Origin of the sequence: Nocardia mangyaensis, from assembly GCF_001886715.1 — a bacterium.
Classification (GTDB): Bacteria; Actinomycetota; Actinomycetes; order Mycobacteriales; family Mycobacteriaceae; genus Nocardia; species Nocardia mangyaensis.
In genome coordinates this window covers 5,122,616-5,144,291 of record NZ_CP018082.1, presented here as the reverse complement: position 1 = coordinate 5,144,291, position 21,676 = coordinate 5,122,616, and the positions used below count along the sequence as shown (strand labels likewise).

Below are 21,676 nucleotides of genomic sequence, written 5' to 3'. Positions count from 1 at the left end.
GTACTGCGTAGCTGGTGGTGCGGACCCCGCGGGCCGATCTCACCGGCGGCTGGCCCGCCGGAAGCCGATGGCGGCGGGAATGGCGAACAGCAGGACCGCACCAGCGGACCAGAGCAGGGTCATGGTCAGCGGCCGGGCGATGGGGCCTTGGTCGGCGAGGCCGCGCATGGCGTCGACGGCGACCGACATCGGTTGATTGCGCACGACCGGCTGAATCCAGGTGGGGAAGGCGACCAGCGGGACGAATCCGGTGCTGAAGAACATCATCAGCGAGGTGAGGATGGTGATGCCCTCGACCAGGGAGGCCTTCGCGGTGTAGACGGCGACCGCGGTGACGATGGTCGCGAAGGCGAGTCCGAAGATCACCGGGACGAAGAAGAACGCCAGGGCGGCCAGCGGGCCCTGGTGGAAGCGGAAGCCGAGCAGGAAGCCGACGATCAGCACCGCGATGGTGCCGAGCAGGATGCGGCAGCCCTCGGCGAGGATGCGCGAGGCCAGGCCGGAGGCGCGGTGCACGGGCAGCACCCAGAATCGGGCGAGCAGGCCGGCATCGCGTTCGCGGCCGAGCAGGACCCCGCCGGCGACGGCGCCGGAGAGGGCACCGACCAGCGCGACCATCGGGACCGAGCCGTAGAGTGCGTCCTCGCCGGTGAAGCGCTCGATCTGACCGCCGACCACGATGTCGAGCATGATCAGCAGCAGGCACGGGATGAGCAGGGTCTCGAACAGCGTGATCGGGTTGCGCGCCCAGCGCAGCAGCAGGCGCTGGGTCTGGATCAGGGTGTGCCGGATCAGCGCGGCCGGTGAGGTCTCGCCTGCGGTGTCACCGGTGCGGGCGGCGAGCAGCGACATCATGCTCTCCTCGAACTCAGGCGGATGGCGACGGGCGTGCAGATCGCCACGATGGCGGCCAGCCACAGCAGTGACGGGCCCATCAGTGACCAGCTCACCGTCCCGGCATTGCCCGCGGTGTCACCGGCCAGCGCGCGCAGGCCGATGGCGAACTGGGAGACCGGCTGGTTGCGGACGAACCATTGGATCCACTCCGGGAACTGACTCGCCGGCGCCAGACCGGTCGAGAGCATGCCGAAGATCAACGGCGGCAACACCAGTGCCTGGGAGGTGGCCTCCGGACTTTTCGACAGGGTGCCGATCACGTCCGCGCCGAGGGTGAGGGCCAGGCCGATCAGTACCGAGAACACCAGGAATCCGAGGGTGTGTACGGCATCGAGTCGGAAGCGGAAACCGATGACGTATCCGGCGGCGATGGCCGCGGCCAGGGAGATCAGCAGCCGGAACAGATTGGCCGACATCCGGGCCGCCACGGGCACCAGCGGGCGCAGCGGCATGGCGCCGAAGCGGCGGTTGAGTCCGGCGACGGAGTCGGTGGCCGAGCGGAAGGCCGCCGAGATGGCGGTGAACGCGGCGGCCTGCAGGATCACCAACGGCATCATGTACTGGGCGTAGCTGCTGAAACCGTTGCCGGAGAACATCATCACGGTCTTGAGCGGAATGTAGAAGCTGGCGGTGAACGCCGCGGGGGCGAGGACCGAGGCCAGCACCTCGCCGGTCTTGACCGAGGGCACGATCAGGCGCATGGTCAGCACCCACCACTGCTGCACCGTGTCCGGGGTGGCGGGGGTGTGGGTGTGCCAGGTGGTGGCGGTCACGCGACCGGCTCCGGTTGCGTCTCGGTGCTGGCGAGATGGCCGGTGAGCTGGAGAAAGACATCGTCGAGCGAGGGGCGTCGCAGGGCGATGTCGACGAGTTCGACCGAGGCGTTGTCGAGGCGTCGCAGGGCTTCGGCGAGGGTCTTGGCACCGTCGGGGGCGGGGATGGTGATGCGATCCGATTCCGGGGTCAGCGCGGCCAGGTTCTCCGCGGGGAGCAGAGAACCCAGCGCGGAGACGATCGCGGGCAGGCCCTCGAGATCCAGCGGCACGATCTCGCAATAGCTGCCGCCGGTGCGGTGTTTGAGCTCGTCGGCGGTGCCGGAGGCGATGACCACGCCGTGATCGATCACGATGATCTGGTCGCTGAGGGCATCGGCTTCCTCCAGGTACTGAGTGGTGAGCAGGGTGGTGATCCCGGCGTTCTTGAAGCTCCGCACCAGGTCCCAGACGCCTTGACGGCTGCGCGGGTCGAGGCCGGTGGTCGGCTCGTCGAGGAACACCACATCCGGGCGGACCACCAGGCCGCAGGCGATGTCGATGCGGCGCCGCATCCCGCCGGAGTAGGTGCCGACGCGACGGTTCGCGGCGTGCTCGAGCGCGAATTCGGTGATGAGTTCGCGGGCGCGGGCCTGGGCCGCGGGCTTGCGCAGGCCCATGAGTCTGCCGAACATGACCAGGTTCTCGTAGCCGCTGAGCATGTCGTCGAGCGCGGCGTACTGACCGGTCAGCATGATGCGTTTGCGGACCGCCGCCGGGTCGGCGACGACATCGTGTCCGGCGACCACCGCCCGCCCGCGATCCGGGCTGATGAGTGTGGACAGGATGTTGACCATGGTGGTCTTGCCCGCGCCGTTGGGGCCGAGGATGCCGAGAACCTCACCGGGCGCCGCCGTGAAATCGACACCGCGCAGGGCTCGCACCTCTCCGAAGGATTTCTCGATGCCCTCGACGAGGACGCCGCCGGTTCGCGAATCGCTGTGCGCGAGAGTGGGTTCGACGCTCATATCCGGTCTCCTGCTTCCATGTGGTCGTCGAGCACCGGCGAGATGACCGACAGTGCGTAGGGGTTGGTCAGGTCGTCGTGGGTCACCGCGACGTCGTGGGTGACGATCTCGCCGGTCACGTAGGGCCGCCAGCCGTCGGGGCCCATGTGTTCCGAGGGATCGACCGTGGCGCGCACATAGAGGACGTCACCGTGGTAGACCGGGCGCTGATAGCCGGTCCGGGTGCCCGCGGAGGCGTTGTAGGAGCCCGCCATGCGCTCGATGGTGGCGGCGTCGAGGAGTTCGACGCCGCCGAGCCGCTCGGTGATGATCGCGGCCGCTTCCTCGGCGGTGGCCTCGGCGCAGACGTCGTCGATGCCGAAGATGGCGCCGAAGGTGTTGATGAACTGGCCCGCTGTCAGGCGTTCGATGCTGTCACCGTCGATGTCGGCGGTATCGGTGTCGAGCAGGGCGACGATGCCGACCCGTTCGCCCATGGCGGCCAGCTCGACCGCCATGGCCTGGGCGATGAGTCCGCCGAAGGACCAGCCGAGCAGGTGATACGGGCCGTTGGGTTGGACGGTACGGATCTCGCGGATGTAGCGATGCGCGAATTCCTCGATGGAGCGTGCGGAAGGTTCGCGGCCGCTGAGGTCGGGGGCTTGGAGTCCGTAGATCGGTCGGCCCGGTCGGAGATGTTCGGCCAAACCCAGGTAGCTCCACGACATTCCGGAGGAGGAGTGGACGCAGAACAGGGCGGGGCGGTCGCCGTCGGGGCGGATGGGCAGGAGCACGTCGAGGCCGAGGCCGGTGGGTCCTGCCGGTGTGGCGGTTCGCGCCGCCATCGCCGCCGCCTCGTCGGCAGAAGCTGTTCGGGCCGCCGGTGTTTCGGCGAAGCTCGCGGCCGCGCCGAGTGCTTCGACCCACAGATCCGCGAGTTCGGCGACCTCGTCGCGCGTCAACAGTTTTGCCGCGTAGCCGAACTCGGCGTGCAGGCGATTGCCGGTCACCATGGCGTTGATGTCGATCGGCGACATGATCGCGACGTCGGAGTGTTCGGTCGCGTCCAGGTCGCCGAGTTCGTCGGTCGGGAGCCAGCCGAGACCTTCCAGGCCGGTCGGGGTTTCGACGGAAGTGTGCCTGCCGAGATAGTTCACGCAGATCTGACCGGGGAGGGCGGTGGGGAACTGGGCGGCTGTTTCGGGGTTCAGATAGCGCAGCAGGCCGAAGCCGATGCCCTTGTCCGGAACTGTCAGGAGCTCGTGTTTGACCGCGCGGATGGCCGCACCCATCGCGGGGCCGCCCGCGAAGGCGTCGGCGATGTCGATATCGGTCAGGTCGAGACGCACCGGGTACAGGTTCGTGAACCAGCCGATGGTTCGGGACAGGTCGGCGCCGGGCACCACTTCTTCCTGTCGGCCGTGGCCTTCCAGGCGCAGCAGGGCCGAGCGTTCGTCGATGCCTCGGCGGGCGCGCCAGCGGACCAGGGCCAGGGCCAGGGTGGTGAACAACGCGTCGGTGACGCTGCCGTGGAAGAGGCGGGGCAGGGTGGTCAGCAGGGCGGTGGTGACCGCGTCGTCGACCTCGATCTCCAGACGGCGCACCGTCTTTGCCGAATCGATGGTGGGGTCGAGTTGTCGCGTGCCCAGGAGCGGGTCGGGGCCGTGCACGATGTCTTGCCAGTAGGCGAGTTCGGCGCGACGCTGCCCGGAGTGGGCCTGCTCGGTCAGCGCATGCGACCAGCGGCGCATCGAGGTGCCGGTCTCGGCCAGGACGGGGGTGGTGCTCGCGGCAACCTGTGCCCAGGCGGCGATCAAGTCCTGCACCAGGATTCGCCAGGAGACGCTGTCGATGGCGAGGTGGTGCGCGACGACGATCAGCTTTCCCGGTCGGGTGTGGGTACCCGCGTCGCCGACCGGGTCCAGCCAGACGAATTGCAGGACGACGCCGTCGGCCGGGTGCAGGCGGTTCATCGCGGAGTCGAGCTCGGCGCGGGCGTATTCGCGGAGTTCGACCGGGTCGGTGGTCGCGTCGAAGGGGGTTCGGTGGACGAGTGCGTCCACCTCGACCGAGCCGGGGTCGTCGACGCGCAGTCGCCAGCCGTCCTCGGTCGACCACAGGCGGGCGCGGAGCATGTCGTGCCGGTCGATCACGGCGGTGAGGGTGCTGAGCAGCTGTGTGCGGTCGATGCCGACGGGCAGGTCGAGTACGGCGGTCTGGGCGAAGCGGTCGAAGTTGCCGCCGCGTTCGGTCATGTAGCGCACGATCGGGGTGAGCGGGAGGTCGCCGGTGCCGCCGCCGGGCAGTTCCGCGAGGGCTTCGACGGTGCCGGTGGCCTCGACGGCCGCGGCCAGCGCCGCCACGGTGCGGTGCTCGAACACCTGCAGTGGTGTGCAGTGCAGGCCGCGCAGCTTCGCCTGGGTGACCAGCTGGATCGCCAGGATGCTGTCGCCGCCGAGGGCGAAGAAGGAGTCGTCGACGCCGACCTGTTCGCGGCCGAGGAGTTCGGCGTAGATCTCGGCGAGGAGGTGTTCGGTGGGTGTGCGCGGGGCACGGTAGGGGGCGTCGTCGGTGGCGAACACTGGTTCCGGCAGAGCTTTTCGGTCGAGTTTGCCGACGGCGTTGACGGGGATGGCATCGAGCACGACGAAAGCGGCCGGGACCATGTAGGCGGGGAGGATGTCGGCGGCTTCGGCCCGTACTCGCGCGACATCGAGGTCGACGTCGGGTGGGCGCACCAGGTAGGCGGCGAGAGCAGTGGCGCCGGTGGGGCCCGGAACACCCAGTGTCACGGCGAGATCGACGCCATCGATGCCGCTGAGTACCGCATCGATCTCACCGAGCTCGATGCGCTGACCGCGAACCTTCACCTGGAAGTCGGTGCGGCCCAAGTATTCCAGGGTCAAGGGTCCGGTCGTGGTGGCGACCGCTGCGACGGGAGCGTCTGACGAGGGCATGGCAGCGGTGTCGGGTGTCGGCGTCGAACGGCGGGCCCAGCGCACCAGATCGCCGGTGCGGTAGAGGAGTTCGCCGGGCTCGCCGAAGGGGTTGGCGACGAATCGGGTGGCGGTCAGGGCGGGGCGGGCGTGGTAGCAGCGGGCCAGGGCGGTGCCGGCCAGATACAGCTCGCCCGGGACGCCGACGGGGACCGGGTGCAGGCGGTCGTCGAGGACGAGGGTGGCCGCGCCGTGGATGGGGGTGCCGATGGTGACGGGTTCGGTGGCCGACAGTGGCTCGGAACCGGTTGCCCAGATGGTGTATTCGGTCGGGCCGTACAGGTTGACCATCGTCCGGCCCTCGACACCGCCGCACCAGCGGGCGACGAGGTCGGGGCCGACCGCCTCGCCGGCCACCGCGAGCACCCGCACACTCGACACCTCGGCCGGGTCGATGGTGGCCAGCGCGGAGGGGGTGATCACCATGTGCGTGACCTGCTCGGCCGCGATGAGCTCCGCGAGTGGGCCGCCGCCGAAGACCGCCGGCGGGGCGATGACCGAAGCGCCGCCGCAGCCGAAGGCCATCAGAGCCTCGAAGATCGACGCGTCGAAGCTGGGGGAGGCGACCTGCAGCACGCGGGAATGCTCGTCCAGCCCGAGGTCGGCGCGCTGGGCGGCCACCAGGTCGGCCAGGCCACGGTGGGTGACGGTGACGCCCTTCGGGGTGCCGGTGGAGCCGGAGGTGTAGATCATCCAGGCCGGGTTCTCGAGCCTGATCGGGACCAGGAGGTCGGCGGGGGTGAGTGCGGCGTCGCTGGTGGTGCGCAGGCGCGCGGCGATCTCGGGGTCGTCGAGAACCAGCCACCGGGTCGTGTCGGGGAGCTGGGAGCGATACTCGGCAAGGGTGATGCCCACGCGCGCGGCGGAATCGGTGAGCATGTGTTCGATGCGGTCTGCCGGATGTTTCGGGTCCACCGGCAGGAATGCCCCACCCGTCTTGGCTGTGGCCCAGATGCCGACGTGCAGTTCGGCGCAGCGCGGGAGGCCCAGGGCAACAACGGTTTCCGTGTGGGTGCCGGCTTCGATCAGCAAGCGGGCGAGCTGGTTGGCGTGTGCGTCGAGGACGCGGTAGGGGATCGTTTCGGCGCCCAGCGCGGGTGGGTGCGCGGAGTCCGTGCCGTTCGGGGTGGAAACAGCGGGGTGGTCTGGGGAGATCGCACCGGCGGTGGAGAGGGTGTGCTGGTTGCGGGTGTGGGTGGCGATGAGAGCGGGGCGGTCGGGGAAGGCTCCGGCGGTCGCGGTGAGGAGATGGGACAGGGTGATCGTGCCCGCGGTGGCAGGCCCGCAGACCGGGATCAGTTCGGTGCGTTCGGATTCGGCGAGGATGTCGATGTCGGCGAGGCGGACGTCGATGTCGGTGAGGACGGTGGTGAGCACTTGCTGCCAGCGGGTGGCGAACGAGGTGATGGTGGGAGCGTCGAAGAGGTCGCTGGCGTAGGTCAGGACGCCCTCGATGCCGGTGGGGCCGGTGTCGTCGAAGCGTTCGCGCAGGTCGAGGGTGAGATCGAAGGCGGAGGAACGGCGGTCGAAATCCTCGACCTCGAAGCGCAGGCCGGGGAGTTCGAGAACCGGTTCGATGAAGTTCTGGAGAGACACAGACACCTGGAACAGCGGGTGGTGGGCGGTGGAACGGGTGGGGTCGATGGCCTGGACGAGCTGCTCGAAGGGGACATCGGTGTGGGCGAAGGCATCGAGGTCGGTGGTGCGGACGGTGGCGAGGAGCTGGCGGAACCCGGTGCCGGGATCGACCGGGGTGCGCAGGGCAAGGGTGTTGACGAACATGCCGACCAGGTCGTCCAGCGCTGCCTCGCCGCGACCGGCCACCGGGGTACCGATGACGATGTCGGAGGTGCCGCCGAGCCGGGCCAGCAGGACCGCGAGCGTGGCGTGGACCACCATGAACACGCTGACGTTGTTCGCGGCGGCGAAGTCGACCAGGGCACGGTGCGTCTGCTCGTCGAGAGAGAAGTCGATGTCGTCGCTGCGCATGGACTGGACGGCCGGGCGGGGACGATCGGTGGGCAGTTCCAGGGCATCGGGAGCATCGGCGAGGGTCTCGCGCCAGTATCGGATCTGCTGCGCTGCCAAGGATTCCGTATCCGCCGCGCTCCCGAGCAGCTGACGGTGCCACTGCGCGAAGTCGGCGTACTGGACGGCGAGCGGTGGCCGGGTGGGGGCTTCGCCCGAGACCCGCGCCGAATAGGCGGCGACGAGGTCGGCCGCCAGCGGTGCCATCGACGCACCATCGGCGCTGATGTGGTGCACCACCAGCACGACAACATGCACAGGTGCGGTGCCGTCGGCGTGCGAGACTTCTGGTCCGCTCACCACACCTGGCCTGTCCTCCGGTACGGGGTGGGCTTCCCCCCGATCCGGCGTGCCGGAGACGACGCCGTTGAGTCGGAAGAGGCCGACTCGCAGCGGAGGTTCACGGGTGAGGTCGAAGCCGGTGGCTGCGAGGGTGTTGATTCGATCGCGCAGAGGTGCGCCGTCCTCGGTGTCGAGGAGGGGCATGGCGGGGGTGGCGGTGTCGCTGCCGACGATCACCTGGCGGGGGCCCTCGGCGTCGGCGGGGTAGCGGGTGCGCAGGGTTTCCTGGCGGGTGATGACATCGGCGAGGGCCTGGCGCAGCGCGTGCACGTCGAGAGTGCCGGTGAGGCGGAGGGCGATGGCGATGTTGTAGGCCGAGGAGTCCGGGTCGAGCTGGTTGAGGACCCACATGCGCTGTTGGGCGGGGGAGAGGGGGATCCGGTCGGGGCGCACGCGCGGGGCGAGGGCGGGGCGGCCCCGGGCGCCTTCGGCGGCGGGGACGATCCGCGCGGACAGTTGGGCCACGGTCGGTGCGTCGAACAGGTCGCGCAGGGCGATGGTGGCGCCGAGGGACGAATTGACCCGGGCGACGACCTTTGTCGCGCTCAGGGAGTTGCCACCGAGTTCGAAGAAGGACTGGTCGACGCTGACCCGGTCACTGCCGAGGACCTCGGCGAACACCTCGGCGACGGACTCTTCGATCGGCGTGCGCGGGGCGAGGTAGGCGCGCTGGGCAGCCGAGAAGTCCGGTACCGGAAGGGCTTTGCGGTCCAGTTTGCCGACCGGGGTGAGCGGAATCTCGTCCAGGACGACGACCGCGGCGGGCACCATGTAACCGGGCAGCTCCGCGGCCACCCCCGCCCGCAGGCGCTCGGGGTCGAGGTCGATGCTTGGACCGGGCAGTACATAGGACACCAGGACGGTCGCGCCCGCCGGTCCCTCCCGGCCGATGGTCACCGCGTACTCGACCTCGTCGTCGCGGGAGAGCACCGCGTCGATCTCACCGAGCTCGATGCGCAGGCCGCGGATCTTCACCTGGAAATCACTGCGGCCCAGGTATTCCAGGGAGAGTCCGTCCTCGCCGGTGACCCAGCGGACCATGTCACCGGTCCGGTACATGCGTTCTCCGGCGGTGCCGAACGGGTTGGCGACGAAGCGGCTCGCGGTCATCTCGAACCGGTGGAAATAGCCGCGCGCCAGCGCCGGCCCGGCCAGATACAGCTCGCCCTGGATGCCGACCGGCACCGGCCGCAACCAGCTGTCCAACACGACTACCGCCGCGCCGCGGATCGGCCCGCCGATGGTGACCGGCTCGCCCGCACGGAGTTCGGCGGGACCGGTGGCCCAGATACTGAACTCGGTGGGACCGTACAGGTTCATCATCCGCCTGCCCGCCGACCACTTCTCGATGAGCTCGGGGGTGGCCGCCTCACCGGCGACCGAGAGCACCCGCAGATCGGCGAGATCGGTGGGTTCCATCGTGGCCAGCGCCGACGGGGTGATGACCGCGTGGGTGACCCGTTCGGTGCGCAGCAGCATCTCGAGTTCGCTGCCGCCGTACACCTCCGGTGGCGACACCACGAGTCGTCCGCCCGCCGCGTGCGCGGTGAGCATCTCGAACACCGAGGCGTCGAAGCTGGGGGAGGCGACCTGCAGCGCGCTGGCGTTCTGATCGAGGGCGAGCGTGGCTTGCTGGGCGGCAACCAGATTCGCGATGCCGCGGTGGCTGAGCAGCACTGCCTTGGGTTTGCCGGTGGAACCGGAGGTGTAGATGAGGTAGGCGGTGTGGTCCAGGTCGAGGGGACCGCCGCGCTCGGCATCGGTGATCGGCGCGTCGGAGACCAGCATGGCGCGGCGCATCGTGTTGAGATCGTCGAGCAGCAGCCAGTCGATGGTGCCGGGCAGGGTTTCGCCGGTCTCGGTGACGGTGACCCCGATCGGCGCCTTGGAGTCGGCGAGCATGTGTTCGATGCGCTCCACCGGATAGCTCGGGTCGAGGGGGACGAAGGCCGCGCCGGTCTTGGCCAGCGCCCACACGGCGACCACCGATTCCAGCGAGCGGGTCAGCGCCAGGACGACGAAGACCTCGGGGCCCACTCCGCGACCGAGCAGGACCCGGGCGAACCGGTTCGACCAGGCGTCGAGTTCGCCGTAGCTCATCCGTAGATCGCCCGAGCTGACCGCGATCGCGGCGGAGTCGATGCGCGCGCCCGCGGTCAGGATGTCGGGCAGGGTGCGCATGGGCAGCGGCGGCGCGCCGTGTACCGGTGCCAGCGTGGCCAATTCGGTGTCGTCGCAACAGCGCAGCCGCGAGACCAGGGCGTGGGGGTTCTCGGCGAGTTGTCCGAGCAGCCGGACGAAGCGGTCCAGCAGTGACTGCGCGGCAGCGGGATCGAGCTGATCGGCCATGTACTTCACGCTCACGCGCAGCGCGTCGCCGGTGTCACCGCGCAGCGGAATCACCATGAGGTTCACCGGATACGGCGTCGCGTCGGTGCCTTCCACCTCGAGCACCCGCATGCCCGCGATGTCGAGTGCCTGGGAGAGCGCCTCGCGGTCGATCGGATAGGACTCGAAAACGGTGAGAGTGTCGAACAATTCGGCCAGGCCGACGGCGCGGTGGATCGCGGCGAGGCCGACATGCTGGTGGTCCATGAGCCGCACCTGCTCGGCCTGCACCCGCGCCAGCAGGTCGGTGACCTTCTCGGCGGGGTCGAGGCTCACCCGTACCGGGACGGTGTTGATGAACAGACCGACCATCTCCTCGACGCCGGGCAGTTCCGGCGGGCGGCCGGACACGGTGCTGCCGAACACCACCTCGGTGCGGCCGGTGAGCATGGCCAGCAGCATCGACCAGGCCGCCTGGACCAGGGTGTTCACCGTCGCGCCCGCCTCGCGCGCGGCGGCCTCGAGTTTCGCGACCGCGACCGGGGACAGGTCGTGCGAGAGCATCGCGGTCTCGGTCGAGGCGATCCCGGCGAGCGTGGGAACCGCACGGGTGGGGGTGTCGATGCCTGCCAGGGACTCCTTCCACGCGGCGATCGAGGCGTCCGCGTCCTGCTGGTCCAGCCAGGCCAGGAACTCCCGATAGGACCGGGCGGGCGGCAACATCGACGCGTCGCCCGCCGTGACGTACAGCGTGAGCAGTTCACGGACCAGCAGGGGGGTCGACCAACCGTCGAGCACCAGGTGGTGATTGGTCATCACGAGACGGCAGGTGTCCTGGTCGGTCCGGATCAGAGTGAAGCGCAGCAGTGGGGGACGGGTGAGGTCGAAGCGGGTGAGCGCGTCGAGCTCGATCACCCGGTCGAGGTCGCGGGCGCGCTGGGCGTCATCGGTGATCGAGGTGAGATCGACCTCGTGCCAACCGATCTCGGCTGCGGCGAGAACCAGCTGGCGAGGGCCGTCGTCGGTTTCGACGAAGGCCACGCGCAGATTCTCGTGCCGGTCGACGAGTGCCTGGGCGGCGGCGCGCAGACGGGTGGCGTCGACAGTGCCCGCGAGGGTGAGCAGGGACTGGACGGTGTAGCCGTCGGCGGTGTCGGAGTCGTAGAGGGCGTGGAAGAGCAAGCCGTACTGCAGGGGAGACAGTGGCCAGACATCGGTGAGTGCCGGATAGGTGCGCTCCCAGCTGTCGATCTGGGGCTGGTCGACGGTGACGAGGGGGAAATCAGAGGGCGTACGGCCGCCCGCGTCGGCCGAGCGGGCGTGGCGGCCGAGCGCGTCGAGGGCCGCTGACCACAGGTCGGCCAGCTCGCGCACATCGGATTCGTCGAGCAGCCTGCCCGCATAGGCCCAGGTGACATCGAGGCCCGCGTCGGTCAGGACGGCGTTGATGTCGACGGTGGCGGCCAGGGGCGCGTCGTCGTTGTTGGTGGCGGCGAAGCGTCGAGGCAGCCACGGGCCCTCGCCGGTGACCGCCCGGCCGAGGTAGTTGAAGCTCAGCTGAGGTATCGGTGCGTCGGCGAGCGCGGCGGCGGTGTCGCTGTTCAGGTAGCGCAGCAGGCCGTAGCCGACTCCGCGGTCGGGGACCGCGCGCAGCTGTTCCTTGGTCGCCTTGATCGCCGATCCCGCGGCTTCGCCACCGGCGAAGGCATCGTCGAGATCGATCCCGGTCAGGTCGATGGCCACCGGGTAGACGCTGGTGAACCAGCCGACCGTGCGGGCGATGTCGGCGCCGGGCAGCAGGGATTCGGCGCGGCCGTGGCCTTCCACGGTGAGCAGGGTGCCGGTGCGAGCGCGCCAGCGGGACACGGCGAGAGCGAGCGCGGCGAGCAGGACATCGTCGGCGCCGCAATGGAATTGCTCGGGCACGGTGGTGAGGACGGTGTGCGCGGTCTCGGCGGGGACGGTGGTCTGGCACTGCGCCATGGTGGCGACCGTGTCGAGGGCCGGATCGAAGACGCTGTCACCGAAGGCCGGGTCGGGCGTCGACACGATGCGTTGCCACACCGGGAGTTCCTCGGTGCGCGCGGCCGCCTGCTCGGGCTGCGCGTGGGCCCAGCGCCGGAACGAGGTGCCGACCGGGTCGAGCGCGCCGCCGAAAGCCGCGGTCGCCAAGTCGGGCAGCAGGATTCGCCAGGAGACCCCATCGGTGACGAGATGGTGCAGCACCAGCCAGCACAGCGGGTCGGCGTCCGCGCGCTCGATCAGCACGAAGCGGGCGACGACGCCGGATGCGGGATCGAGCTGGTCCGCGGCGCGCTGTAGAGCACGTTCGATGGTCTCGGCCATGTCGGAATCGGCTCGAGCTGCCTCATCAGGCGCGGAGTCGATCAGGGTGTCGGCGTCGACCGCGCCCGGTGCGGCGACAACCCATTCCCAGGTGCCGGAGGACCTGCGCAGTGTGGAACGCAGGAGGTCGTGCTGGTCGATCAGCGTTCGCAGGGCCGTGGCCAGGGCGGCTCGTCCGGTTCCGGCCGGCAGGCCGATCAGCACCGCTTGGCTGTAGCGGCTCCAGGGGGCACCGTCGTCGAGCATCGCGTGCACGATCGGGGTGAGCTCCACCGGGCCGATGCCGCCACCGGGTAGTTCCTCGACCACGTCGATCTCGGTCTCGGCGGCGACGGCGGCCAGTGCGGCGACGGTCTTGCGCTCGAAGACATCTCGGGCACTGAAGGTGATGCCCGCGGCCTTCGCCCGGGAGACGAGCTGGATGGAGACGATGCTGTCGCCGCCGAGAGCGAAGAAGCTGTCGTCGGCACCGATGGTCTCCAGTCCGAGTACCTCGGCGAACAGTGTGGCCAGCGTTTGCTCGCGCGGCGTCGACGGTGCGCGGCCGACGACGGGACCGGCGTGGAAATCCGGTGCGGGCAGGGCCTTGCGGTCGATCTTGCCGAGGGGAGTGAGCGGGATCCTGTCGAGGACCATCACGACGGCGGGCACCATGTAGGACGGAAGGTGCTCGCCGACCGCGGCTTTCACCGCCTCGGGGTGGACCTCGGCCCCCGGTTCGGTCGTGACGTAGGCGACGAGCGCGGTCGCGCCGGTGGGGGTTTCGACGCCGAGGGTGATGGCGAAATCGAGTTCCGGCAGGCGCTGGAGGGCGGCATCGATCTCGCCGAGCTCGATGCGGTAGCCGCGGACCTTCACCTGGAAATCGCTGCGGCCCTGGTATTCGAGAGTGAATCGTCGGTTGGGCGCGGTCCACCGGACCAGGTCGCCCGTCCGGTACATCCGCTGGCCCGGGGCGTGTGGATGCGCGACGAAACGGCTCGCGGTCAATCCCGTGCGCCGGTGATAGCCGCGCGCGACGCCGGGCCCGGCCAGATACAGCTCACCCACCGTGCCCGCGGGGACAGGGCGCAGCCAGGGGTCGAGGACCAGGGCGGACACGCCATCGGTGAGGCTGCCGATCGAGACCGGGGCGCCGGGGACCATGGGCTCGGTCAGGGTGGTGGTGATGGTGGTCTCGGTGGGGCCGTAGCCGTTGAGCAGTGCGCGACCGGCCCACTTCGACACCAGCTCCGGCGGACACGCGTCGCCGCCGACGACGATCGTGCGCAGGTCGGGCAGTGCCGCCGGATCGAGCGAACCGACCACGGCCGGAGTGACATTGAGATGGGTGACCCGATGCGCGCGCAGCACCTGTGCCATGTCCTCGCCCGCGTACGCCGACGGCGGGACCACCGCCAGCGTGGCACCCGCCGCGAGCGTCACCAGGATCTCCTCGACGGAGATGTCGAAACTCGGCGACACCGCGTGGGCGACAACGGAATCGGCGTCGACTCCGAACCCGGCACCCGAGCCGGCGACGAGACCGGCCAGCCCGCGGTGCGAGACCAGCACGCCTTTGGGCAGCCCGGTCGATCCGGAGGTGTAGATGACGTAGGCGACCTGATCCAGGTGGATCGTGGCGGCTCGGTCGGCGTCGGTGATCGCGGTGGAGTCCTGGGCGGCGAGGCGACCGAGGGTGGTTTCGCCGTCGAGGGTGAGCCAGTCGACCGTGTCGGGCAACGACGCTCGGGCCCGCGCGACGGTCAGGCCGGTGACCACGCCGCTGTCGTCGATCATGTGCTCGATGCGATCCGCCGGATGGGTCGGATCGATCGGTGCGAAGGCGGCGCCGGTCTTGGCGACCGCGATCGTCGCCAGTACGGACTCCGCCGACCGCGGAATCGACAGGGCGACAGTCTGTTCGGGACCGGCACCGGCGGAGATCAGGAGTCGGGCCAGCCGGTTGGTGTAGTCGTCGACCTGCCGATGGGTCATCGTGTCGCCGGTGCCCCAGCGCAGGGCCGTCGCGTCGGGGTCGATCGCGGCGCCGGCGGCGAGAATCGCGGGCAAGGTCCGGGGCTCGGGTCCCTGCGGACCACGGGCAGGCACAGAGACGGACTGCTCGGCGGCCGAGAGGACGGGCACCGTCGAGAGCGGGGCATCGGGACCGGCGACGAGGAACCGGTGCAGGAACAGCAGAAACCGTTCGTGATGGGCCGCCAGCTCGGCCTCGCTGTACAGATTGCCGTTGCCCTGTAGATCGATGTGGGTGCTCTCGCCGCCCACACCGGGATAGAGGTTGACGAACAGGTCGTCGATCAGCCCCGAGGTGAGCACGTGCAGCCGCCCGACCACCGGACCCAGTGCGATCCTGGTGTCCACCATCATCAGATTCACGGCGGGACCGAACGAGGCCGCCTCGTCCATCGCCCACCCGAGATCGCGGACGATGTCCTCCTGGCGATACCGCTGCCGGCGCAGCGCACCGGTCAGCTCGCTCTGCACGGCCAGGATCGCCGCGCCCACGGTCGTCGTCGGCGTGGGGGCGACGCGCAGCGGGACGACGTTGGCGAGCATGCCGCCCGAACGGCGCAGCGTCGCCGAGGTCCGCGCGGACACCGGCAGGCTCAAGACCACCTCCGACGCTCCGGTCATCGCGGCCAGATACGCGCCGAAGGCCGCGACCACGGTGGGCGCGACCCCCGAGTTCACCGCCGCGGCCACCGAGTCGAGCAGGACGGCGGTCTCCGCGGGCAGCGCGCCCGAGACACGGTTCGGATGGCTGTCGACTTCGGCCTCGCGCCCGGCGGGGTTCACCGGGTCGGGCATGCCGGTCAGGTGTTCGCGCCAGTACTCGCGGTCGGCCGCGAACCGGTCGGAGGTCCGGTAGGCCAGATCGGCCTCGACGATCTTCTGCAGCGGCTCGGCCTTGGAGCGTGGCGGTTCCCGGCCCTCGAGCGCGGCGTTGTAGAGCTCGCCCGTGCGCTGTACCAGCGCCAGCGCGCCCATGCCGTCCAGCACGATGTGGTGCATCCGTGAATACCAGAACCAGCGGTCCTCGGCGACGCGCAGCATGGCGAGGCGGACCAGGCGGTCGCGCATCATGTCCAGGGGCGCGGAGTACTCGGCGCGCATCCAGGCGTGCGCGGCGCGCTCGGGGTCGGGCTCGGCGCGCAGGTCCAGTTCGGAGATGTCGGCGTCGAGGGTCACATCGACGAGCTGGTGCGGTTGGCCGTCGACGTCGAGCAGGCGGAGGTAGCCGGTGCCGAACTCGCGGCCGGTCCGGCGCACGGCCTCGGTCAGCAGCGCGTGATCGACCGGGCCGGTCAGCTCGACGTACTGGGCGATGGAGATGGGGGTGTCGCCCGCGATGTGCTGGGCGAACCAGATCCCGCGCTGGGCCGCGGACAAGGGGAAGGGGACTTCGACCGCGCCCGGCGCGTGCGAAGAAGGCTGGATCATGAGCGGACCTGCGTTCTCATGTCTGGATCTCGGTGTTCACCGTGTGTCCCCGACCGTCGAGTTACCCGGTGGGTAGTACTCGCCGCTGCGTACTGCGCTCCAGATCCATTCTGGACCCGCGGGGACCGGATCGGAACGGGTTCAGCAGACCGCGCGCAGATCGGTACCCGACAGCGGCGCGTCCGAACTCACCAGGTAGCGGCGCAGGGTGGACCGGTCGTCGAGGACCAGCCAGTCGGCGGTGTCGGTGAGCTCGGCGCGGCGCTCCTTGGTGGTGATCCCGAAACCGGCCACGGGGGCGGTGCCCTCGGCGACCGGCACCGGGATCGCGCCGATCTTGCGCACCGCCGCCTCCGCGACGGTCGCCTCGATCGCGGGGTCGACCGCCAGCGCGATCCGGCTACCGACGCCGACACCACCGGCCAGCAGCAACCGGGCCAGCCGGTTCGCCCAGCGGTCCAGATCGGCGTCGGCGAGCTGCCCGGCGGCGATCGGCGCGTCCGCGCGGCGCGGCAGCTGGACGACGGTGGCGGTGGCGGTGGCCAGAGTGCTCATCGGGTTCCCCTTCGAGGCTGGTGGGAGGTGTTTTCGGTACACCTCCAATCTCGCCCTCGGAAGGGGGATCCGACAGCAACCCCAGCGTTGGAGACCCCGCCTCCAAGGTGGAGCGATTCCCACCCAAGGTGGATGAACCCGGCGAGCCGGCGCCGCAGCGCGTGTTTGCGCCGATGCTGAAGTGGTGGGCGCCGGTCGGGGTCGGTGCGCCCGGCCGACTTGCCGTAGGAGCTGTCGATCATGACGCGCCCAAGCGCGAAAAGTCATCGCCGACAACCGTTGCACCCGCGCTACCTGCGGAGGAGGATCGGGAACGGCGTCGACTCGACACGCCACCGATCGTCTACGGCGCGCCGAATACGACACAGAGTAGGACCCGCGCGGAATGCTGCGGCAGCACGGTTTACGATTCACTCCAACGCATGTCTGCTGCTGTCCTTGATCAAGGCGCGGTCGGGTCTGCGAGTGACGTACAGGCATCTTCAGGAGGATCAGTGACTGCGGTAGAGCCCAGGCCAGTCCCTCAGTTGGAAGCGACTCGACCGTATCCGGCTCGGACCGGGCCGAAGGGCTCGTTCCTCTACAAGGCGGTCACCACCACCGACCCCAAGGTCCTCGGCACCATGTATCTGGTGACCGCGATCAGCTTCTTCCTGATCGGTGGACTCATGGCGCTGCTGATGCGCGCCGAGTTGGCCCGCCCGGGTCTGCAGTTCCTCTCGCCGGAACAGTTCAACCAGCTGTTCACCATGCACGGCACGATCATGCTGCTGTTCTACGCGACGGCGATCGTGTTCGGCTTCGCCAACATCATCCTGCCGCTGCAGATCGGCGCCCCCGACGTCGCCTTCCCGCGACTGAACGCGTTCAGCTACTGGCTGTACCTGTTCGGCGGCACCATGGCGACCGCGGGCTTCGTGACCCCCGGCGGCGCGGCGGACTTCGGCTGGACGGCGTACGTGCCGCTGACCGACATCCTGCACTCGCCCGGTGTCGGCACCGACCTGTGGATCCTGGGTCTGGCGGTCTCCGGTCTCGGCACCATCCTCGGTGGCGTCAACATGCTCACCACGGTGGTCTGCCTGCGCGCACCCGGCATGACCATGTTCCGCATGCCGATCTTCACCTGGAACATCGCGGTGACCTCGGTCCTGGTGCTGCTGGCCTTCCCGCTGCTGACCGCGGCGCTGTTCGGTCTGGCCTACGACCGCCACCTGGGTGGCCACATCTACGACCCGGCCACCGGCGGCATCCTGCTCTACCAGCACCTGTTCTGGTTCTTCGGCCACCCCGAGGTGTACATCATCGCGCTGCCGTTCTTCGGCATCGTCTCCGAGATCTTCCCGGTGTTCAGCCGTAAGCCGATCTTCGGCTACACCACGCTGGTCTACGCGACCCTGGGCATCGCGGCGCTGTCGATCGCGGTGTGGGCCCACCACATGTACGCCACCGGCGCCGTGCTGCTGCCGTACTTCTCCTTCATGACCTTCCTCATCGCGGTCCCGACCGGTGTGAAGTTCTTCAACTGGATCGGCACGATGTGGCGTGGCCAGTTGACGTTCGAATCACCGATGCTGTGGTCCATCGGCTTCCTGGTGACCTTCCTCTTCGGTGGCCTGTCGGGCGTCATCCTGGCCTCGCCGCCACTGGACTTCCACGTCACCGACTCGTACTTCGTCGTCGCGCACTTCCACTACGTGCTCTTCGGCACCATCGTGTTCGCCACCTTCGCCGGCATCTACTTCTGGTTCCCGAAGATCACCGGCCGCATGATGGACGAGCGTCTGGCGAAGTGGCACTTCTGGACCACCTTCGTCGGCTTCCACACCACCTTCCTGGTGCAGCACTGGCTGGGTGCCGAGGGCATGCCGCGTCGCTACGCCGACTACCTGCCCAGCGACGGCTTCACCACGCTGAACACCATCTCCACCATCGGTGCCTTCATCCTGGGCTCGTCGATGCTGCCGTTCGTGTGGAACACGTTCAAGAGTTACCGTTACGGCGAGGTCGTCACGGTGGACGATCCGTGGGGTTACGGCAACTCCCTGGAGTGGGCGACCACCTGTCCGCCGCCGCGCCACAACTTCTACGAGCTGCCGCGCATCCGCTCGGAACGTCCGGCCTTCGAGCTGCACTATCCGCACATGATCGAGCGGATGAAGGCCGAAGCGCACGTGGGCTGGGGTTCGAGCAAGCACAGCACGCACGTCGCCGACGACGCGCTCGCGAAGAAGTAGAAACACCGTAGGACCAGGGTGTGCACCTGCTGGGTTCACCAGCAGGTGCACACTCTTTTTGTGGGTATTCGAACGGAGTTAACCGACTTGGCCGACACCACAGTTCTCGTGACCGTCACCGGCCCCGACCGACCCGGCGTCACGTCGGTGTTGCTGGCGGCGCTGTCACGGCATCAGGTGAGCCTGCTGGACGTGGAACAGGTGGTCATCAGGGGACGGCTCACCCTCGGGGTGCTGGTGTCGTGCCCCAACGACCCCGAGGCGCTGCAGGACGAGCTCGAAGAGGCGATGAACACCGTCGGCATGCAGGTCGACGTGTCGGTCGACGCGCGGATCGGCAAACCGCCCATGTCCACGCACGCCGTCGTGGTACTCGGCGCGCCCGTCACCGCGCACGCGTTCAGCGCGATCTCGCGGCTGCTGGCCGGCCTCGGCGCCAATATCGACACCATTCGCGGCATCGCCGACTACCCGGTGACCGGCATGGAGTTGCTGGTCTCGGCCACCGACTCCGGCGCCGACACCGACGCGCGCCTGCGTACCGCCCTGGCGGACGTGGCCGTCGCCGAACAGGTCGACATCGCGGTGGAACGGGCCGGGCTGGCCCGCCGGGCCAAGCGACTCATCGTCTTCGACGTGGACTCCACGCTGATCCAGGGCGAGGTCATCGAGATGCTCGCCGCGCACGCCGGCGTCGAGGAGCAGGTGCGTGAGGTCACCGAGGCGGCCATGCGCGGCGAACTCGACTTCGCCGAATCGCTGCGTCAGCGGGTGGCGACCCTCGAGGGGCTCGACGAGTCGGTGATCGAGGAGGTCGCCGACCGGATCGAACTCACCCCGGGCGCCCGGACCACCATCCGCACGCTGCGCAGGCTCGGATTCCGCTGCGGTGTGGTCTCGGGCGGGTTCCGGCAGGTGATCGAGCCGCTCGCGCACGAGCTGGAACTGGATTTCGTGCAGGCCAACACCCTGGAAATCGTCGACGGCAAGCTCACCGGCCGGGTGATCGGCGAGATCGTCGACCGGGCGTTCAAGGCGACCGCGCTGCGCAAGTTCGCCGCCGAGGCGGGCGTGCCGATGGAACAGACCGTGGCGGTCGGCGACGGCGCCAACGACATCGACATGCTCAATGCCGCCGGGCTGGGGGTGGCGTTCAATGCCAAGCCCGCGTTGCGCGAGGTGGCCGATACGGCCCTGTCGCATCCGTATCTGGACGCGGTGCTGTTCATCCTGGGTGTCACCCGCGACGAGGTCGAAGCCGCCGACGCTCGGGACGGTGGCGTGCGGCGGGTGCCGCTGCTCGGTCGGTAGGGGTCCAATCGCGATCTCGGGACATAGAGTGACGGGCGAGTATCCGAATCGTCGTCACTTCTCGTCACCGGGAGGCTGTTGTGCGTAGGTCCTCGCTCGTCCTGGTCGCCGTCGCCGCGGTGGGCGCCCTGCTCGCCGGATGTGGTGCTGACGACGACTCGGCGGACACGGATGTCGTCATCACCACCACTAGGGGCACGACGCCGCAGTCCGCGGCGGGTCCGATGACGATCGATCAGTCGGCCAACGGCAGCACTGTGGAGTTGATCGTGGGGCAGCGTCTGGTCGTGCGGTTGCCGCAGGACCCGGCGGCCACCGAGCAGTGGGGGATGGTGAACGAGGCGGAGGGCGTCCTGATCGCCGACGGCGGGCCCGAGAGCGAGGGCGAGACCACGGTGTGGCCGTTCCGGGCGATCGAGCAGGGGGTGGCCACGCTCGAGTTCGTCTACGCCCCGGCCAGTGCACCGCCGGTCGAGCCCGATCCCACGTTCGTCGTCGACGTCCGCGTCTCGTAGTCGAACCGGGGCGGTGCCGCTCGCTAGGCTGGTCGACGGACTGGGTGGCGTCGATCGGATCGGGTGGGTGGCTATGGGTAGCGCGGAGTCGAGCAGCGTGGAGATCCACGATCGGGTCGACGAGCGCGACGAGGCAGCCGAATTCGCCGTGCGGCACGCGGAATTGGCGCGGGGGTACGGCGGCAACGGCGATCCCGACGACCCGGCGCTCGTCCAGGCGATGCAGATGGTGCTGCACATCCCGAAGGTCGATCCGCCCGCGCGCAGCGCGCTGCTGGCGGCCGCGGCGGCCGCCGCCGTCGCGGTGTGTCTCGATTCGCGATCGGGGCCGGGCGGGGACTGGGCCGCGCGGTATCTGGCGTGGAAACGGTCGCGGATCAGGAAGGTCGCGCGCCGGGCCCGCGGGGCGCAGTGGGTGGCTGCGGGCGAGGTCGAGGGGGTGACCATCGAGGTCGACGGCGCCCAGGCCCGCGCGTTCGTGCCGGGACCGATCGGCGCGATCGACCCGCGAATCCGCAAACTCCAGATCGGTGGTACCGACCTCGCCCACGATGACCCGGGCCCGCCGGACCCGGAGCTGCCGGTGCTGTGGGTGAACGCGGCGCTGGAGATGTCGGTCGGCAAGGCCGCCGCCCAGGTAGGCCACGCGAGCATGCTGCTGGCCGGGGCGTTGCCCGTCGCGGCCGCCGCGGCGTGGGCCGACCGCGAATTCCGGTGCGCGGTGCGCGATGCCGACGAGCGGCAGTGGGCCCAGGTGTCGGCCGAGGTGGCGGCGGGGCGCGCGGTGGCCGTGCGCGACGCCGGATTCACCGAGGTGGCCCCCGGTTCGATGACGGTGATCGCCGTGGCGCCGCGCCGCTGAACCTCGGCGACACGCGCGGGGCGGATTCGACGGTTCGGTTGCGGTTTTCGCGACCC

General features: G+C 69.6%; 9 protein-coding genes. 4 read left to right on the top strand and 5 right to left on the bottom strand.

Features of this window, described 5'->3' with window-relative positions:
- Window positions 1-39: 39 nt before the first annotated feature.
- The 5 genes from BOX37_RS23365 to BOX37_RS23345 all read right to left on the bottom strand — a co-directional run bounded on the left by BOX37_RS23365 (window position 40) and on the right by BOX37_RS23345 (window position 16,695).
- Window positions 40-852 (bottom strand): ABC transporter permease, encoded by an 813-nt coding sequence (locus tag BOX37_RS23365; protein WP_084760015.1) that lies wholly within the window; start codon window positions 850-852, stop codon window positions 40-42.
- Window positions 852-1,670, bottom strand: a complete 819-nt coding sequence (locus BOX37_RS23360) for an ABC transporter permease (RefSeq protein WP_071929507.1) — start codon at window positions 1,668-1,670, stop codon at window positions 852-854. Before BOX37_RS23360 ends, BOX37_RS23365 begins: the two co-directional genes overlap by 1 nt.
- Entirely contained in the window at window positions 1,667-2,677 is a 1,011-nt protein-coding gene (locus BOX37_RS23355) for an ATP-binding cassette domain-containing protein (protein ID WP_071929506.1), read from the bottom strand. The genes BOX37_RS23360 and BOX37_RS23355 overlap by 4 nt, the downstream gene beginning before the upstream one ends.
- Window positions 2,674-16,140, bottom strand: a complete 13,467-nt coding sequence (locus tag BOX37_RS23350) for a non-ribosomal peptide synthetase (RefSeq protein ID WP_071929505.1) — start codon at window positions 16,138-16,140, stop codon at window positions 2,674-2,676. The genes BOX37_RS23355 and BOX37_RS23350 overlap by 4 nt, the downstream gene beginning before the upstream one ends.
- Before the next feature lie 141 nt (window positions 16,141-16,281).
- Complete coding sequence (locus BOX37_RS23345; RefSeq protein WP_071929504.1) at window positions 16,282-16,695, bottom strand: AMP-binding protein; 414 nt, start codon at window positions 16,693-16,695, stop codon at window positions 16,282-16,284.
- A 494-nt stretch (window positions 16,696-17,189) separates the two neighbouring features.
- On the opposite strand from BOX37_RS23345, the gene ctaD reads away from it, so the two are divergent.
- From ctaD to BOX37_RS23325, 4 genes are all read left to right on the top strand, one after another.
- On the top strand, window positions 17,190-18,932 hold the full coding sequence (gene ctaD / locus BOX37_RS23340; protein ID WP_071929503.1) for an aa3-type cytochrome oxidase subunit I: 1,743 nt from the start codon (window positions 17,190-17,192) through the stop codon (window positions 18,930-18,932).
- Between the two features lie 87 nt (window positions 18,933-19,019).
- The gene (serB, locus tag BOX37_RS23335) at window positions 19,020-20,243 is read left to right on the top strand and encodes a phosphoserine phosphatase SerB (RefSeq protein ID WP_071929502.1); all 1,224 of its coding nucleotides are present in this window, start codon (window positions 19,020-19,022) and stop codon (window positions 20,241-20,243) included.
- An 80-nt stretch (window positions 20,244-20,323) separates the two neighbouring features.
- Complete coding sequence (locus tag BOX37_RS23330) at window positions 20,324-20,758, top strand: protease inhibitor I42 family protein (protein WP_071929501.1); 435 nt, start codon at window positions 20,324-20,326, stop codon at window positions 20,756-20,758.
- Window positions 20,759-20,831: 73 nt separating this feature from the next.
- Window positions 20,832-21,620, top strand: coding sequence for a peptidyl-tRNA hydrolase (locus BOX37_RS23325; RefSeq protein WP_071929500.1), 789 nt, complete (start codon window positions 20,832-20,834; stop codon window positions 21,618-21,620).
- Window positions 21,621-21,676 lie beyond the last annotated feature (56 nt).